Source organism: Bacillus sp. MN7755 (assembly GCF_054771475.1).
Genome location: NZ_BTRL01000006.1, coordinates 116,151 through 134,151, shown reverse-complemented (window position 1 = coordinate 134,151; position 18,001 = coordinate 116,151). Strand labels below are relative to the sequence as shown.

Annotated in this window: 19 protein-coding genes; 5 read left to right on the top strand and 14 right to left on the bottom strand. The window is 35.0% G+C overall.

Annotated features, from left to right (window positions below):
- Positions 1 to 4: 4 nt before the first annotated feature.
- The gene (locus ACYVEC_RS04875) at positions 5 to 910 is read left to right on the top strand and encodes an ABC transporter permease (RefSeq protein ID WP_460505791.1); all 906 of its coding nucleotides are present in this window, start codon (positions 5 to 7) and stop codon (positions 908 to 910) included.
- Positions 911 to 922: 12 nt separating this feature from the next.
- Positions 923 to 2,698 carry an oligopeptide ABC transporter substrate-binding protein gene (opp4A, locus tag ACYVEC_RS04870; protein ID WP_460505789.1) on the top strand — a complete coding sequence of 592 codons (1,776 nt, stop codon included), beginning with the start codon at positions 923 to 925 and terminating at the stop codon, positions 2,696 to 2,698.
- 100 nt (positions 2,699 to 2,798) lie between these two features.
- On the opposite strand, the gene ACYVEC_RS04865 is transcribed toward opp4A, so the two are convergent.
- From ACYVEC_RS04865 to ACYVEC_RS04850, 4 genes are all read right to left on the bottom strand, one after another.
- The gene (locus ACYVEC_RS04865) at positions 2,799 to 2,924 is read right to left on the bottom strand and encodes a DUF4027 family protein (RefSeq protein WP_080468770.1); all 126 of its coding nucleotides are present in this window, start codon (positions 2,922 to 2,924) and stop codon (positions 2,799 to 2,801) included.
- 199 nt (positions 2,925 to 3,123) lie between these two features.
- Positions 3,124 to 3,546, bottom strand: coding sequence for a universal stress protein (locus tag ACYVEC_RS04860; RefSeq protein WP_000277989.1), 423 nt, complete (start codon positions 3,544 to 3,546; stop codon positions 3,124 to 3,126).
- A 65-nt stretch (positions 3,547 to 3,611) separates the two neighbouring features.
- The gene (locus ACYVEC_RS04855) at positions 3,612 to 5,063 is read right to left on the bottom strand and encodes a SulP family inorganic anion transporter (protein WP_063225129.1); all 1,452 of its coding nucleotides are present in this window, start codon (positions 5,061 to 5,063) and stop codon (positions 3,612 to 3,614) included.
- A 157-nt stretch (positions 5,064 to 5,220) separates the two neighbouring features.
- A complete protein-coding gene (locus tag ACYVEC_RS04850) occupies positions 5,221 to 6,468 on the bottom strand; it encodes a cell wall-binding repeat-containing protein (RefSeq protein ID WP_460505786.1) in 1,248 nt (415 codons plus the stop codon).
- A 175-nt stretch (positions 6,469 to 6,643) separates the two neighbouring features.
- Between ACYVEC_RS04850 and ACYVEC_RS04845 the strand changes: the two genes are divergently transcribed.
- Both ACYVEC_RS04845 and ACYVEC_RS04840 read left to right on the top strand, forming a co-directional pair.
- A complete protein-coding gene (locus ACYVEC_RS04845; protein ID WP_063225131.1) occupies positions 6,644 to 7,321 on the top strand; it encodes a response regulator transcription factor in 678 nt (225 codons plus the stop codon).
- Positions 7,322 to 7,332: 11 nt separating this feature from the next.
- Positions 7,333 to 8,703: a sensor histidine kinase gene (locus ACYVEC_RS04840; protein ID WP_460505783.1), complete on the top strand. Its 1,371-nt coding sequence runs from the start codon at positions 7,333 to 7,335 to the stop codon at positions 8,701 to 8,703.
- Positions 8,704 to 8,741: 38 nt separating this feature from the next.
- Here ACYVEC_RS04840 and ACYVEC_RS04835 read toward each other — a convergent pair whose 3' ends face one another.
- Positions 8,742 to 9,266, bottom strand: a complete 525-nt coding sequence (locus ACYVEC_RS04835) for a dihydrofolate reductase family protein (RefSeq protein WP_454015928.1) — start codon at positions 9,264 to 9,266, stop codon at positions 8,742 to 8,744.
- A gap of 64 nt (positions 9,267 to 9,330) precedes the next feature.
- Between ACYVEC_RS04835 and ACYVEC_RS04830 the strand changes: the two genes are divergently transcribed.
- Positions 9,331 to 10,326: a helix-turn-helix transcriptional regulator gene (locus ACYVEC_RS04830; protein WP_460505781.1), complete on the top strand. Its 996-nt coding sequence runs from the start codon at positions 9,331 to 9,333 to the stop codon at positions 10,324 to 10,326.
- 39 nt (positions 10,327 to 10,365) lie between these two features.
- On the opposite strand, the gene ACYVEC_RS04825 is transcribed toward ACYVEC_RS04830, so the two are convergent.
- The 9 genes from ACYVEC_RS04825 to ACYVEC_RS04785 all read right to left on the bottom strand — a co-directional run bounded on the left by ACYVEC_RS04825 (position 10,366) and on the right by ACYVEC_RS04785 (position 17,910).
- Complete coding sequence (locus ACYVEC_RS04825) at positions 10,366 to 11,790, bottom strand: DUF4367 domain-containing protein (protein ID WP_460505779.1); 1,425 nt, start codon at positions 11,788 to 11,790, stop codon at positions 10,366 to 10,368.
- The gene (locus tag ACYVEC_RS04820) at positions 11,756 to 12,313 is read right to left on the bottom strand and encodes an RNA polymerase sigma factor (RefSeq protein WP_460505777.1); all 558 of its coding nucleotides are present in this window, start codon (positions 12,311 to 12,313) and stop codon (positions 11,756 to 11,758) included. The genes ACYVEC_RS04825 and ACYVEC_RS04820 overlap by 35 nt, the downstream gene beginning before the upstream one ends.
- Before the next feature lie 179 nt (positions 12,314 to 12,492).
- Positions 12,493 to 12,927, bottom strand: a complete 435-nt coding sequence (locus ACYVEC_RS04815) for an HIT family protein (protein WP_063225137.1) — start codon at positions 12,925 to 12,927, stop codon at positions 12,493 to 12,495.
- 62 nt (positions 12,928 to 12,989) lie between these two features.
- On the bottom strand, positions 12,990 to 13,367 hold the full coding sequence (locus ACYVEC_RS04810) for an OsmC family protein (RefSeq protein ID WP_048525050.1): 378 nt from the start codon (positions 13,365 to 13,367) through the stop codon (positions 12,990 to 12,992).
- Complete coding sequence (locus tag ACYVEC_RS04805) at positions 13,342 to 14,769, bottom strand: amino acid permease (RefSeq protein ID WP_063225138.1); 1,428 nt, start codon at positions 14,767 to 14,769, stop codon at positions 13,342 to 13,344. The genes ACYVEC_RS04810 and ACYVEC_RS04805 overlap by 26 nt, the downstream gene beginning before the upstream one ends.
- A 205-nt stretch (positions 14,770 to 14,974) precedes the next feature.
- On the bottom strand, positions 14,975 to 15,619 hold the full coding sequence (locus ACYVEC_RS04800; protein ID WP_063225139.1) for an amino acid ABC transporter permease: 645 nt from the start codon (positions 15,617 to 15,619) through the stop codon (positions 14,975 to 14,977).
- A complete protein-coding gene (locus tag ACYVEC_RS04795; protein ID WP_063225140.1) occupies positions 15,620 to 16,276 on the bottom strand; it encodes an amino acid ABC transporter permease in 657 nt (218 codons plus the stop codon). It lies immediately after the preceding gene.
- 62 nt (positions 16,277 to 16,338) lie between these two features.
- Positions 16,339 to 17,169 (bottom strand): glutamine ABC transporter substrate-binding protein GlnH, encoded by an 831-nt coding sequence (gene glnH / locus ACYVEC_RS04790; protein WP_460505774.1) that lies wholly within the window; start codon positions 17,167 to 17,169, stop codon positions 16,339 to 16,341.
- A gap of 12 nt (positions 17,170 to 17,181) precedes the next feature.
- Entirely contained in the window at positions 17,182 to 17,910 is a 729-nt protein-coding gene (locus ACYVEC_RS04785) for an amino acid ABC transporter ATP-binding protein (protein WP_162840220.1), read from the bottom strand.
- Between the last annotated feature and the right edge of the window lie 91 nt (positions 17,911 to 18,001).

Below are 18,001 nucleotides of genomic sequence, written 5' to 3'. Positions count from 1 at the left end.
CGTTATGTTAGCAAACCCTGAAAAACAAACTGAAGTTATTCATTACGAAAAAAGCCCTTCTGGTTTCTCTATTATGTGGCGAGAACTTCGTAAAGATAAATTAGCAATGTTTTCACTTATTTTCCTAGCAATCTTATTACTAGCAGTCTACACAGCATCTTTTATTATGAAACAAGAAGATATTGTACGAGTTGATTTATTCGCTATTTATGCTCCTCCCTCTGCTGAACATTGGTTAGGAACAGATTACGGAGGACGCGACATTTTCGGCCAACTTATTATTGGTACACGTAACTCCTTTACAATTGGATTAGCAATTACTATTCTTTCTTGTTTAATTGGTCTTTCAATTGGATTAATTGCCGGGTATTTTGGAGGAGCTATTGATAATATCATTATGCGCATTATCGACTTTGTTATGGTTTTACCATTTTTAATGCTTGTAATTGTATTTATTACACTTGTTCCTACATTCAATATTTTTACTTTCATTTTAATTATGAGCGTGTTCTTATGGACAGGAAAGGCCAGATTAATTCGCTCAAAAGTATTAACTGAAAAAGAACTAGATTATGTCTCTGCATCTAAAACTTTAGGAACACCAAACTGGAAAATCATCCTTTTCCAAGTACTACCTAACCTAAGTTCAATTATCATCGTTAGTATTACATTAAATCTTGCTGGAAACATTGGTATTGAATCTGGTCTAACTTTCTTAGGATTTGGTCTACCAGAAAGTACACCAAGCCTTGGTACACTTGTTAGTTATGCTAGAAATCCAGATGTATTACAAGAAAAATGGTGGATTTGGTTACCCGCATCAGTCATGATTTTAACATTGATGCTGTGTATAAATTTTATTGGTCAAGCGTTACGCCGCTCGGCAGACGCAAGACAAAGAAAAGGATAAGGGGTGGAAGAAATGACAAATAAGCCAAAGTTTTTCAAAGTATTAAGTACACTTGCGGTTTCAACATTACTACTTTCAGCATGTGGGGGCAGTGGTGGTAGTGAAAAAACGAGCAGCACAAAAAAAGTAGATACAAATAAATTTAGTGCATCTGTTAAAAATGATAAAAAGGAAATTAAAGATGGTTCATTAACTTATGGTCTTGTTTCTAACACACCATTTGAAGGACTTTTGAACTTCGCTGTATATGAAGGAGATCCTGATAACCAGGTCATTACAATTTTCGATGAGTCTTTATTATCAAATGACGAAAACTGGGAATACACGAATGATGGTGCTGCTACATATGAAATTTCTAAAGATAAAAAGACAATTACACTAAAAATTAAAGATAATGTAAAATGGCATGATGGAAACCCTGTTACTGCTGAGGATTTAGAATACTCTTATCTAGTAATTGGTAGCAAACAATATGCTGGTTCTCGCTATGACACTCAAATGCAAATGATTGAAGGTATGGAAGATTACCACAATGGAAAAGCCGATAAAATTTCAGGTATAAAGGTAACGGATCCAAAAACAATTTCGATTACATTTAAAACAGAGAATCCTTCAGTGAAAACTGGGCTTTGGGCATACCCTCTTCATAAGAAATACTTAGGAGATGTACCAATCGATAAATTAGCAGAATCTGATAAAATCCGTAAAAACCCAATTGGTTTCGGACCTTTTAAAGTGAAGAAAATTACGCCAGGAGAATCCGTTGAATTTGAACGTTTTGATGGCTATTATGGTGGAAAACCAAAACTGAAAAGCATGGTTTTAAAAGTTGTTAACCCTTCCGTTGTTAACGCGTCCTTAAAAAATGGTGATATTGATATCGCTGAAGTAAGTGCAGATCAATATCCAAATGTAAGTAAATTAAAAAATGCACAATTAGTCGGTAAAACCGATTTATACTATAGCTATATCGGTTTTAAATTAGGCCATATGGATAAAGAAAAAGAAGAAGTAGTGATGGATAAGGAGAAATTTAAAGATGTTCGTGTACGTCAAGCAATGGCGTATGCTATCGATCGAAAAGAAATTGGTGAAAAATTATATCACGGCCTACGTTATCCAGCTAACTCACCAATCCCACCATCTCTACCAAAATATCATAACAATAAAGTTGGTGCCTATGATAAAGATGTAGAGAAAGCTAAAAAATTATTAGATGAAGCTGGCTATAAAGATACGAACGGAGATGGATTCCGTGAAGATCCGAATGGTAAAGAATTTAAAGCTAATTTCTTATCAATGAGTGGTAGCGATGTAAGTGAACCACTCGCAAAATTCTTTATCCAATCTTGGAAAGACATCGGCCTAAAAGTAGAGCTTCTTGATGGCCGCTTACATGAATTTAACTCATTCTACGATATGATTAAAAAAGATGATCCAAAAGTTGATCTTTTCGCTGCAGCTTGGGGAACTGCATCTGATCCAGACCCTTCTGGTATTTGGGCTAAAAACGCGCCGTTCAATTACACACGTTGGGCTACTGACAAAAACACAGAATTATTAAAACAAGGTATTTCTCCAAAAGCTGCTGATGAAAAGTACCGTAAAGATGTATACGATAAATGGCAAAAATTAGTTCATGATGAAGTACCATTAATTCCACTTCATTATAAATTTGACCTAAAAGGTGTAAATAATCGCGTAAAAGATTATAAATATACACCAGAAGATCAATATAAATGGGGTAACGTTAGCGTAACAAGCGATAAAGCAGAAACAGAGAAATAAGAAAATAGCTCCTGGCGCTGAGATACATGCCAGGAGCTATTTTTTCTTTACAATCCTTTTCTTGCTATTTATAATAACCAATTCCTTCCCTACTCTAAGATTAAAAGATTTGATGAATCATCTTTATTAAAATAGCTAACGTAACAGATGCAGCAAATCCCCCTAAACAAATTAAGCTTACCCCTTGACTATATGATAAATTTTGAAATGATTTCATTGCTTCCATCCTCCCTATCTCCCCTTTGATACTCTTATTTTACCAATGAGAAAAATTTCATAACATCGATTTTCCTAACAACTAACTTACAAATTTGTAAGTTAGTATTTTTTAAAACTTATATATCTAGTATGCCCACCCACTCTCCCTTTATACGTCAAAAAAGACCTCGAATTATATCAAGGTCTTAGTTACGTTCTATTTCGTTTTACTTTATAATCATCACCGGACATTTCACACGCTTTGCTATTTTATGACTGACACTACCAAGTACCATTTCTTGTAATGTATTTAATCCTCTACTCCCAGCAATAACAAGATCTATATCTCCTGTATTTACATATTGAACAATCGTATCTCCTGGATCGCCATGTAATATCGTAATTTTATAAGAAATGTTCTCTTTCTTTAATAAACCTTCAATCTCTTTTAATTTATCTTTTCGACTAGCTGATACTGTTTCTAAATCCGTTTGACCTTGTATAATATCTGACTTTGCCGTTCTATTATCTACAACATACACGACTTCAACATTTGTTTCTTCGTTAAATTTTGCAATATGTGTCGCGTGCTCAGCTGCTCGAAGTGCATGTTCAGAACCGTCACACGCTAATATAATTTGTTTATACATATGCTGAATCCCCTTTTCGTTATCCTACTCGTATTATATAATAAAGCCCCCTAAAAAGGAGGCTTCTAACTAGCAATTCTTTTATTATAAGTAGCTAAATTTGTAACAAGTTTTGCGCTACGTTCATTTAATCCTGTTATACTTACTTTCACACCAATTTGTTCATACTTCATGATAACTTTATCAATTGATGCCACTGCTGAGTCATCCCATACATGCGCATGAGTAAAGTTCATCTCAATTTCTTTCACATCTTCATTAAATGAAAAAGCATTTATAAAATCTGCCGTAGACGCAAAGAAAAGTTGACCGTGAATTTCGTATATTTTCTTATTTTCAATATATAAATGTTTCACGTGAATCTTTGCCATATTGAATGCAAATAATACAGCACTAATTACTGTACCAATAACTACGCCTAATCCTAAATTGTGAGTGATAAGAACGACTACTACTGTTACGATCATAACGAATGCATTCCCTTTTGGTACTTTATGAATCGTTGTTACAGAGTTCCAATCAAATGTTCCGATTGAAACCATAATCATAACTGCAACTAATGCTGCCATCGGAATATGAACAACATAATCACCTAAAACGAATAGTAATACGATTAAAAATCCGCCCGCTACAAACGTCGATAATCGTCCGCGTCCACCTGATTTAATATTAATAACAGATTGACCAATCATTGCACATCCTGCCATACCTCCGAAGAAACCAGCAACAACGTTTGCAATCCCTTGCCCACGTGCCTCCTTATGCTTATTACTTTCCGTATGCGTCATATCATCTAAAACTGAAGCTGTTAATAATGACTCTAATAAACCAATAATTGCAAGCATAACTGCATACGGTAAAATAATCCCTAATGTCTCAAGTGTAAAAGGCACGTCAGGAATGCTAAAGAACGGTAATTCTTTCGGCAAGCTTCCCATATCCCCTACTGTTTTCAACTGTAATCCGCTCATAAGTGCAATACTTGTCACAATAATAATGGAAATAAGTGTAGACGGAACAGCCGTCGTAATACGTGGAAATACATATATAATTACAAGACCTAATGCGACAAGTGCATACATTTGCCAATTTGCATTTTTAAAATGCGGTAATTGCGCTGTAAAAACTAAAATGCCAAGGGCATTTAAAAAACCACTCATAACTGACTTAGGGACAAACTTCATAAATGAACTCAGTTTGAACACGCCAAAAATAATTTGGACAATACCTGTTAATATTGTTGTAGCAAATAAATATTGCAAACCGTGATCCTTAACGAGCGTTACCATTAATAATGCCATTGCACCTGTTGCAGCTGAAATCATCCCAGTTCTTCCGCCAACAAATGAAATGGTAACTGCGATACAAAAAGCTGCATACAATCCAACGGTCGGATCTACACCTGCAATAACGGAGAAAGCTATCGCTTCAGGAATTAATGCTAAAGCAACGACAATTCCTGATAACACGTCCCCTTTCACATTGGAAAACCAGTCATTTTTTATCGTCTGAAACAAAATATCACTCCTCTACTCTTTTATCATTTGATTTTCTCCGTAAGAAAATCAAGGCCGACTGCACGAAGGTTATTATATAACGAGTAGAGGATTTTGTGCTATGTAAAAGTTTCCTAAAGAAAAAGGCACTACCTTAGTAGCGCCCTTGTTCATTATATTAATGTCCACCGTGTCCTTGACCACTTTCTTGTACAATCTCTAACCTCTCATCCAATATACCTTGTGTTTCAAATGAAATATCACTCGTACTTCCTAATAAGAAACCGTGATTATACGGTCCAAGCGTTGGGTCATCTTTAAAATTCGGTTGAATACTAGCAAGGAAGTCATACACTGGTTGTGAAGCTTTACCTTCTTCTAACACTACAACAGGTGCGTGTTTACCCATATGTGAAAATGGTGCTCCTGCAACTGCTAAGTCTGGTGTTTTGCTTGAAACAAATGATAAACCGTGGCCTGGTTTTGTGAACCCCCAGCCAAATTTCGTTTTCTCATCTTTAAATTTTGCAAATGCAATAGAATTTTCTGTTGGAGTCTCACCACTAATACGCGTTACTTTCCCGTATTTGCTTAACTCTTTTTCTACTTCTTTTGAAACGATTTTTTCTGGTCCTAATACATATATATTCGCTTTATCTTTTCTCATCTTTAATGCCTCTATCGTCGCTTCTGGCACCTTATCTTTCTCTGTATATAAAAGCGGTTCTGGCATATGAGAAATCCAGTTTACAGCTGGTGTTGTGTATAAACGTCCTTCTTCTTCAGGCGAACCGATAATAACACTATTTGGGTAGCTTCCTGTTATATCGGCATATTCTTTATCCACATTTTTTGCAAATGTAGCTGGATCCGTTTCTTTTATTTGCTTTACTTTATACTCTTTTAATTGCTCCAGGATTGATGCACCGACATCCCCCATCACCATAATTTGTGTTCCATCTTTCGTTCCGAGCGGATTTAGCCGTTTTATTTCTTTTAACGTCATTTCAGGTACCTTTTCTTTTTCTATAAATAAGATCGGCCCGTTATTCGGATGATGAATAAGATCCGCACTTGCAATCCCTAATTGCCACTCGCTCACTGGCACTAAAATAACAGCGCCTGGCTGATTCTCCTTATGAGTTGCTGGCCATATCGTTTGTGAAGTTAATACAGCCATTTGCAATGGATCATTTGTGTTTAACCTCGTCACATTTTTTAAACTTGTCGTTAATAAATCATTCGATGCCCCTTCGTTCATTTCTTTCGGCGCAGTTACTTCCTGCTTCATTTTCATTTCCTTTTGCTCTGTTTTCTTCTCTTCTTTAGATTCATGATTTTTATGATCTGTATTCGTTTGTCCACATGCTGCAAGACCAACTGCTGTAATTATTGTTATCCCAAAAACCCGGGTCATCTTTTTCACTATACCGCCTCCGTATGAATCATTTTCGAGCCAATATGATTATCTAAAATGGAATTTCAACTTTACAATAACAAGCAATTCTGAAGAAATTATGCAGATGCATTATAATCTGCACCATTTCTTCATGATTTTGCATTAAACTTTAAGTAACGATTATAACTATGGAGGGCTCTCTATGATTGATATACTGCTCGTAGACGATGAACCGAGAATGCTTGAATTATTAACACTTTACCTTACTCCAATTGGATATAACTGCATATGTGCACAATCCGGAGAAGAAGCTATTTCACATATAGAAAATCAAAACTTTAAATTTATTTTACTCGATATTATGATGCCAAAGATGGACGGATGGGAAACGTGCAAAAAAATCCGTTCATTTAGTAACGTTCCTATTATTATGGTTACCGCTCGTGATCAAACAGTAGATGTCGTCCAAGGATTAAAAATCGGAGCCGATGATTACGTAACGAAACCTTTCCATGAGGAGGAACTTTTCGCAAGAATTGAAGCTGTTTTACGGCGTACGAATCAAGATGCGCAAATCGAATATCACGGCATTTTATGGGATGAGGCAAAACATTTTGTGTCTGTCCATGATGAAGAACTTCTTCTCACTCCAATCGAATTTTCTTTGCTCGGATTATTTTTACGCCATGTGAACTACGTATTAAGCCGTGATCAGCTCATTGAACGAATTTGGGGATTAAATACAAATACAGAAGATAGAACTGTCGATTCACATATTCGTAATTTGCGTGATAAATTACGAAAAGTAAATTTCCCTATCGATCACCATTTAAAAACAGTTTATGGCGTCGGATATCGATGGATTGATACTCTAGATTAAGGAGCAAAGCAATGAAGCGAATTTCTATTCAGCTCGGATTTTATTTTTTGATTGTTACACTTTTAATCGAAAGTGTTCTATTTGTCTCGCTTTATTATAGCCTTGTCAACAATAGAGTAAATGAAGAAATGACAGCTTTATTAAAGCGCGGAAATAGTCACAGAGATGTCCTTGAAAAGTATTTTGATAAGCAAACAATCTCCCATGTTGCACTAATGGAATCCGAAGCCGAAACCACTGTTGTTATTACAAATGCAAATAAGGATGTACTAGCTAAATCCAATGAAATAAATACTACTATAAAAAAGCATATTGAAAAGATGCAAACACGGACAGATCATGACGGAGCAATTATAGAGAATCATTGGAAAACATCTAATTATATATGTACAGTTAGTCCAATTATAGTCACAGGAAAAACAGAAGGCTATGTATATATGTTTCTCGGAACAGCATCAATAGAAGAAATGGTGAATGGGCTAACGAGACAATTCATTATTGCCGGAGTCATTACTTTTCTATTAACAGCCATCACCATCTTTCTCTTATCACGGTTGTTAACAAAACCATTGTTACACATGAAACATGCCACTGAAAAAATGAGCAAAGGCGATTTATCTGTTTCATTAACAACTAGTCGAAATGACGAAATTGGTGAACTAGCATCGTCTATTCAAACGCTTGCTAATGATTTACATTATATGAAAACAGAGCGAAGTGAATTTCTAGCGAGTGTTGCTCATGAATTACGAACACCGTTAACATATGTAAGGGGTTATGCGGATATAGCATTAAAAGAAAGCACATCGCCTGAACAACGTTTACGATATTTATCTATTATAAAAGATGAGTCTGATTACATTACAAACTTAGTTCAAGATTTATTTTCACTTGCACAAATGGAACAACATAATTTTTCTATTCAAGTAAAAGAAGTACATTTACACACCTTCCTGACTCGCATAACCGAAAAAGTAAACGCCATGTATAAAGAAAGATACATTAAAGTTTCTTTCTCTTGCCCTTCTACACTGCTAGTAAGCTTAGATGAGCAGCGATTTGAACAAGTTATAGTGAACATTTTGAATAACGCTTATAGACATTCAAAAGAATATTCTCATATCCACATTTCTGTTATAGAAGAAAATAAACGTATCTCCATTACAATTGAAGATGAAGGCGAAGGTATTCCGCCTGAAGACCTTCCTCACATTTTCGACCGCTTTTACCGCGTCGATAAAGCAAGAACACGCGCTACAGGTGGAACTGGCTTAGGACTCTCTATCGTGAAGGAAATTGTAGAACTACACGGCGGGAATATTACAGTCACAAGTGAAGTTGATCATGGGTCTTTTTTCACCATTTCATTACCATCTATATAAAAACACGGCTACTATCAGTAGTCGTGTTTGTTTATCCTTTAAGATTTTACTTTATAATATAAATTTACAAATTGCCCAAAACGTTTCGTATCCGTTAAAGTTAAATTGATTTCTGGGTTCTTGCCTTGAAATAACGGCACTCCAGAACCTAATATATGAGGTGTAATCGTAACAACATATTCATCAATTAGATTATTCTTAAAGAACTCTCTTAATAGACTTCCTCCACCGACCATCCATATTTTAGATCCTTCTTGTGCTTTTAACCTTTTTGTAAACTCCACTACATCTTCATTTACAAACTCTACATGTCCGTTCGTGCCTTTTTCTGAATTAGAAAAAACATAACATTTTTTGTCTAAGTACGGGAATGTTTCCGTATGCTCTACTACATAATCGTACGTTCTTTTTCCCATGATTATTGTATCAATCGTTTCATACATTTCTGTATAACCGTTATCTCCCTCTCCTTCCGTTTCCATTAACCACTGTAAATCATCATCTTCTTTCGCAATATATCCATCCAAACTAGCTGCAATAAATAAAACTATTTCACGTGACATATCTTTTCCTCCTTGCATCTCATCTTGATAACATATGATGTAAACAATATACTAACAGTAAAACATGACAATTTATGTCATGTTAAAAAGAAAAAAGGTGATACATTTGTCAAAAGCTAAACGCTTATTAGATATTCTTATATTTGCTTCTGCCAAAAAGACATTTACAGCTCAAGAAATAGCTGATGAATTTAATATTTCCGTTCGTACTGTCCATAGATACATTTTAAATTTAAGTGATATGGGATTACCCATTTATGCTGAGCAAGGTCGTAACGGCGGCTATAAAGTATTAACGAATAGAGTTATTCCCCCTATTTTATTTACGGAAGAAGAAGCAGTCTCCATCTTTTTTGCTTTTCAGTCTTTAAGCTACTACCGAGACTTACCTTTTAATACCGAAATCAATTCTGTTACTCATAAACTGTATGGTTCTCTACAAGATGATGCGAGAGCGAAAGTTGATACAATACGTTCTTATATCGCTTTTTGGAATCCGAAAAGAACAATTGATACACATCTTTTAAACGAAGTGTTAACAGCGGCTATCGAAAATAAAAATTTACACTTCCAATACGAATCTAAATCGGGGATAAAAACAAAGCATGTTCATCCGATCGGTGTATATGCTCACGACGGTTTATGGTATTTGCCCTCCTATGATTTTAGTAGAAAAAAAGTATTACTGTATCGCGTCGATCGTATTCTTTCCATATTATCAACGGAAGAAAATAAGGATACATTCATGAATTTAGAAGAGTGGTTTACCTCTAACTCTAACGTAGTATACAGTCCTATTCAGTTACATGTTTTACTGACAACAGAAGGTGTGCGCCAATGTAAAAGCGTGCCTTACCTTGAAGAATTCGTGGTAATAAACGAAGACGGGACAGGATATATACATTCAACAATTGATAAAGGAGAAATCAATTTTATTACGCCTTTATTTTATAGGCTTGGAAAAGATGCACGAGTTTTAGAACCGAAAGAACTAATAGATGGTTTGCGTATTCGTGCGAAAGAAGTTTTACATATGTATGAAGACGAAAAAAGCTGCTAAATGTAAGCAGCTTTTAGTGTATTTGTTCCTACTGTTTTACTATTGACGAATATCAAACCACCAACGATTTTTCGAATTCATGTTTTCAGTGTCACCAATCCCTCTGTAATTGAAAGCATCCAAAAAGATTGAATCTAGTTTATCTTCATCTACAAAATAACCTAAGTTAACTTTTACCGTTTCTCCTGGTCGAATACTGCCAATATTGTAGAAGCTTTTCCCATCTCCGTGAGGCTCTAAATAATCAACTTCGCCCGTCATAATATTTTTCTCGGCAATTCCATCTTCTTTAGCGTAGTTCCATGCATTACCTTTAGATTTAAGCAGTTTTATAGATGGATGCATATAAATTTCTTCTGTCGCCTGCTTACCTATATTTTTCACTGTTGTTGTTAGATAAATAAATTTAGGATGAACTAATTTTGACTCTACTAATTGATCAATTGAATCTTTACCATTTCCAATTTTATATTTATCCCTTCTATATGGTATCAATCGTCCAGCTTGATCCAAAGCCTGATTCCTGCTTAGTATTCCTAAGCCCATTTCATAAAAGTTCTCTTGTTTAAAATCTTTGATTGAATCAAAGACTTCAACTTTTTCTATCACATATTCAATTTGGCTGTTATCCATAGATATCGTTACTGGAACCTTTTGCCCTATATGAAATAGTCGTTTGCTATCTTTTTTCAAAGGAATCACCTTAGTTTTTTTAGATTCATCTGCTTCGCTAAAATACTTTTTATCATAATCCGTTATATATGATGCCTTTTCTTTTGAAGTAAGCTCAAGTGAAATATTCCCTAACACATCTATCATTTGTTCTTCGTTTATATCTGACCCAATAAAACTTTCTAACATAATCCCTTCTTTCTCAAAAAAGAGAAAGACCTTCCTATCAAACATTACATTGTTGTTTCCAGTTTCTTTATGAACAATTACTGCTTTCCTACCATTTATCTCTTTTTCTTCATAGCTTTTTGAATACAAAGTTTGAAAATCTGCATTTTCTCCTATTCTCCAAAGAGCAAATGAAAAACCCCCCATTGCGGCGTTATCTTTAAATGAATATTTCATAGCACTGTCATCAATTGCTTCCATATTTTCTGGCAATTTACCAACCTTCAACTTATACCACTTATTACCCTTTTTCGAATCCTTATTTGTTACTGAAACATTTACTTCGTAATTTTGTTTTTGGACAATCATATTATATACTTTCACTACACCAAAAACGGTTGTCGGCATACCAATCAATAAGCAAGCAGCAGCGATTAACATACAATGTCTTTTACGCTTTTTCTGCGGTTGTCCATCTTTCAGCTTCATTTCCTCCATAAACAATTTCTTTTTACGTGTATATGTATGTGAAAATTCATGTCGTTCTTCGAGTTTATCAAAATCATCTAAAGCAATTTTTTCAGCAAGTTCATATATTTCTTTGGAGTTCTTTGAATTCGTCATGTTGTATACCTCCTATCATATTTTGGACTCGTTTTCGAGCGCGTTCAAACTGCTTGCGGACATTAACCTCCGTAATCCCCATTACACTTGAAATTTCTTGATACGTTAAGTTATAGAAGACTTTGTACTTAAACACCTGTCTGTTAGATTCATTTAACTCTTTTAGCAATGTATCAATTTGAACCTCAGACATTTTACGTTTTTCCCACTCTTCAATATTTTCATCTACTGCTTCTATTGATTCTCTTTGATATTCTTCTAAAAATGTTTCATGTCGTTTATTTTTCCGGTAGCTATCAATCGCCTTATTTTTCGCGACCCTCAAAATGTAGCGTTTAAGCTCTTGCATGTTCAAGCTATGGAGATTTTCCAAGTTCTTATAAAGAGTAATAAACGTCTCTTGAACTGCATCTTCAGCCTGCTGAATATTATTTAAAATAGAATACGCTACATAATAAACTTTTTGTTCGTACAACTCGTATAGCTCTTCCATCTTTTCGTAATCGTTGTTTGTAACTTTCATATAATTCCTCCTCTCACTCTATATAACGAATGAACGATATACTTTGTGACACTGCAAAATCTTTTTATAGATAAAATTTAATAATAGAATAAACAAAAGCCCAATTTCTCTATTGTAACTAAGAAATTGGGCTTTTGTTTATTAGAATTTTCCTCACTGTTCCATTAAGAACATCCCTCTTATGCCTTTTCAGTAAGCAGTATTTGCTCTATCGCTTCTTTTAACAAATTCCTTGTCTCTTCAAAGTTATGATTCTTCTTTTCCCCCAGTTGCACCGTATAAAACTCAGCAAATGAACGCTCTTTATATCTTGGTACCACATGCATATGGTAATGTGTTAACTCGTTAAAGATTCCACCATTTTGACAAATTGTAATTCCATCTGGTTTATATAATGCCTTAATCGCTTTTACAATAATCTTAGAAGCATCCATAATCGATTTCGCTACAACGTCATCTAATTCGTCTACTTCTACAACATGCTGCTTCGGCACAATTAAAGTATGGCCTGGATAAAAAGGTTCATGATCTAAAAAGCATGTTACATATTCATCTTCATATACTTTATATATTTTTTCTTCTTCGTTTGCTAATTTACAACCTAAACAATCCATTACACTTTCCCCTCTCTCTAAAACATAAAAACGTGAGAACCGTATTCTCACGTTTTTATATTTCACTTTATTAGTTCAATTGTTTCCGTAACTTTTATACTATCTTTTACAGATTGAACAATCGTGCAATTTTTCACTGCAAGTTGCAGCGCCTTGTCCAACTGCTCTTCTGTAATGTTTTGTGCTTTAATTTTATAGTGCAAATGAACACTTTCAACTGGTTTTGATAAAGCTTCACTTCTACCAATTTCAGTTTCAATTGTAAACGTATCGTATGGAATACGTTTCTTTTCTAAAATTGTTCGAAAGACAATTGCACTACACCCTGCGATAGAGGAAACGAGTAATTGTAACGGTGAATATCCGTTTTCTTTTCCAATCGCTAATTGACCATACGATAAATCTGCCTCTATATCATGGTGTTTGATTATTAGTTTCATTTGTTTTTTCCATCTCCACTTTCATCGGTTTCTGCCGTTTCTTACTCATATAATAATATATATAGCAGAAAATGATAAATGGAATACCACAGTATAACGCCATTCTTTGTTCTGGAATAAACGCTAAACTAATAACAACAATACTATTTGTAATTAAAGCTAAAATAGGAACAATTGGATATAACGGTGTTCTATACTTTAAGTCCTCTAACTTTCCTCCGCCTTTTATATACTGGCTTCTAAAGCGTAGTTGCGATAGAGCAATAATGATCCAACTTGATACAGCTGATAAACCAGCTATAGATAATAAATACATGTACACTGTATCTTCTGCAAGGAAGCTTGTGAATAAAGAAAGACCAGCTACAGCAATCGTTACGACTAGCGCTGTAATTGGAATACCACGCTTATTTACTTTCTGGAAGGAAGTTGGTGCCATTCCTTCATTTGCAAGTGACCATAGTATACGCGTCGCTGCATATAATCCAGAGTTCGCTACAGATAATAACGCAGTAATAATAACGAAGTTCATAATATCAGCTGCGTATGGAATACCGATTTTATCAAATACGACTACGAATGGACTTTCAATTACGCCTGCTTCTTTCCAAGAAATTAATCCTACTAAAATTGTCATTGTTAAAATGAAGAATAACATAATGCGCCATACTGTATTACGGATCGCACGTGGAATTGTTTTTTCTGGATTTTCACTTTCTCCCGCTGCAATTCCGATTAACTCTGTTCCTTGGAATGAGAAGTTAACTGTAATCATTGTAAGTAATACGGCAGCTAATCCATTCGGGAATAACCCGCCATCGCTTACAAAGTTAGAGAAAAGAGGTGCCGCTTCTTTTCCATCGTATGGTAAAAATCCTAGCAATGCACTACCACCAAGAACAACAAATGCAAGAATTGTAACTACTTTAATACTAGAGAACCAAAATTCTAATTCAGCATAACTTTTCGCCGAAATTGCGTTTGAAGCATATAAAATAACGCCGAATACAAGACACCATACCCAAACATCAACATTCGGAAACCATCTTTTCATCATTAAACCGATTGACGTTAATTCTAGTCCTACTGTTACAGCCCAGCCAAGCCAGTATAACCAGCCAATCATAAAGCCAGTTCCTGGTCCAATAAACTTCGTCGCATACTTTTGGAAAGATCCTGAAACCGGCATTGCTACCGTTAATTCTCCAAGACAAAGCATTGTTAAATACATAATAAATCCGCCCACTAAATATGAAAGGATGGCTCCCCCTGGTCCAGCCTGATTAATGGTGTAACCTGAACCTAAGAAAAAACCTGTCCCGATTACACCACCAAGTGCGATCATAAATAAATGTCTACTCTTCATCGTACGATGTAATTTCTCATTCGTTGGTTGCTGCATCTAAATCCTCCCCCTACCGATACCCCTATATCTTGTTAAAATTTTCTGATAATAAAAATATACACGAAAGCGATTACAATTTCTATATAAAATTAAAACTTTTCTGATAAAATAATATAAAAAATTGAATTATCACGAGATTTAGATTCTAATTAGAGGAAAATAAGGTTAAACAAGGAAAAAACCTTTACATATATTGTAAAGGTCAACGAAGTTCTAATCTTCTCGATAAAATTGATAAACTATAATTTACGATAAAGTACATACAAGCTACTACTATAAACGTTGGAATCATATAATTCACATTCTGTCCGCTAATAATTTGAGCATTATGCATAAGCTCTGGCAGTGATATAACAACTGCTAATGCTGTATCTTTCAGCAATGAAATAAACTGACTAACAAGCGGTGGAACCATTCTTCTTAATGCTTGTGGTAAAATGATATGCCAAAGCGCTTGAACATACGTTAATCCTGAAGATCTTGCGGCTTCAATCTGTCCTTTTTCAATCGATAATAAACCACTTCGAACAATTTCAGATATCATTGCCGCTTCAAATATTGTTAACGCAACAATTACAGCTGTTATAATTTCTAATTTCAATCCTGCTTCTGGAAGTGCAAAATAAGTGAAAAATATAATTAAAAGTAGTGGTAAATTTCGAATCACTTCAACGATAATTCCTAATATTTGTGAGACGACAGGTATTTTCATATAGCGCAATATCCCTATTACACTGCCAATAATAAAGCTAAGTACAATCGCTACAAGCGCTACCTCTAACGTTATGAGTAATCCTTTTAATAAAAAGAGGATATGATCCCCTGTTATAGCTCCCTTAAAATCCATTTACACCGCCTCCTTTGCCAAGCGTTTTTCTAAATAACGCACTAGCATACTGAGCGGAATTGTTAATATTAAATAAAACATCCCGACAAATATATAAACATCAAACGTAACAAACGTCTTCGTTGAAATTAAATCTCCTTGATACATTAAATCAGCACCAGCGATAATTCCGAGTATGGAAGAGTTTTTTACTAAATTAAGAAATTGATTTCCTAGAGGAGGGATTACGATTTTCATCGCTTGAGGTAAAACGACATGGTACATCGCTTGCGTATAAGTCAATCCTGAGGAACGCGCTGCTTCCATTTGACCTTTGGCGACTGATAAAATACCAGCGCGAATAACCTCGGCAATAAACGCTGCAGTATATACCGTAAGCGTAACTGTTCCTGCTACAAAACCATTTAAAGTAACTCCTATTACAGGTAAAGCGAAATAAAATATAAATGCAATTAATACGAGTGGAATATTTCTTACAAACTCCACAAAAGCTGATCCTATCCAGTTTAAAATACGAATCGGTGCAATACGCATTATAGCCAAAATTACTCCTAAAATAAAACTGCCTATTAATGCAATTACACTAGACATTACTGTATATTTAAACCCTTCTAAATACATATCAATGTTATTCGTTAATATAGAAAAATCAGGCACATATTCTCCCCTCTTTCTTTACAAGAAGAGGATGAGTACTCTCATCCTCTCACTTTTACTATCTACTTTTCTGGTTTTTGTCCAATCCACTTCTCATACAGTTTGTCATACTCTCCGTTCGCCTTCATATCTTTTAGCAAGCTATTAATCTCTTTCGTCAAATCATCTGCACCTTTTTGCACAGCAATTCCGTATGGCTCATCCGTGAAAATTTTCCCTACAACTTCATAATTCGAATCTTGTTTTGCCATTCCGTAAAGAATTGCATTATCTGTCGTTAAAACATCACCTTTCCCTGCTTTTAACGCCGTAAATGCCTCACTATAATTTTCAAATTCTAATACAGTCGCTTCTGGTGACTTTTGACGTATATTATTTGTAGACGTTGAACCTTTTACAGCTAACACCTTCACGCCTTTTTTCACATCATCAATACTTTTAATAGCGCTCCCTTTTTTCACAAGTAACGATTGTCCCGCTTTAAAATATACATCTGAAAAATCAACTTCTTTTTTACGTTCTTCCGTAATTGTCATTGTTGCGATAATTGCATCAATGTCACCATTTTTCAGTAGTGGAATACGCGTTTTAGACGTTACTTCTTTTAATTCTAGTTTCTTTTCATCTCCGAGGATTTTTTTCGCAAGCGCCTTTGCAACATCAACATCAAATCCTTCTACCTGCCCTGTTGAAGGGTTTTTCAATCCAAATAAATTCGTATCATTCTTCACCCCAACTACTAGTTTCCCGCGCTTTTTAATTTGCTCAATGGCCCCGCCTTGCTTCGTATTCATTTCTTTTGCCTCATCTGTTTTACTTCCGCACCCAGCAACGACAAGTACGAATAAACATGAAAATACGATTACGGTAAGCAACTTTTTCATTTTAAACATGAAATTCCTCCTTTAATGATTTAACACTCGGCTTAAAAATAGACGCGCTCTTTCTTGTTCAGGACTCGCAAAAAATTGCGCCGGTGTTGTATCCTCAATGATCTTGCCATCATCCATAAATAAAATCCGATCTGCTACCTCTCGTGCAAATCCCATCTCATGTGTGACAACGACCATCGTCATCCCTTCTTTAGCTAGCGTTTTCATAACATCAAGTACTTCCCCAATCATCTCTGGATCAAGAGCAGACGTAGGCTCATCGAATAGCATAATTTCTGGCTGCATCGCAAGTCCTCTAGCAATTGCTACCCTTTGCTGTTGTCCCCCCGATAATTGGTGTGGGTATACATTGGCCTTCTCCGGAATTCCTACTTTCTCTAAATAAAACATCGCTGTTTTCTCAGCTTCTTCTTTTGAAACTTTATTTACTTTAATAGGTGCTAGTGTAATATTTTGAAGAACCGTTTTATGTGGATATAAATAAAAATGTTGAAAGACCATCCCAATATTGCGGCGTAATTTATTCATATCTGTTTTGACATTGTGTACCTCCGTATTTTGTACAATTAACTCTCCATCTGTAATTGTCTCTAATTGATTTATACACCGAAGCAACGTGCTTTTTCCTGATCCTGAAGGCCCAACAACTACTACCACTTCACCTTTTTTCACTTGCACATTAATATCTTTTAAAACTTGAAAATTGCCATAATATTTATTTACATTACGAAACTCTATCAACATACTCCCCCCTTCCACTAACAAAGCATGTACATTCTTTTTATATTCAAAAATAGGCAAAAAAATAACTTCCAGCTCCATTTTGTCCATA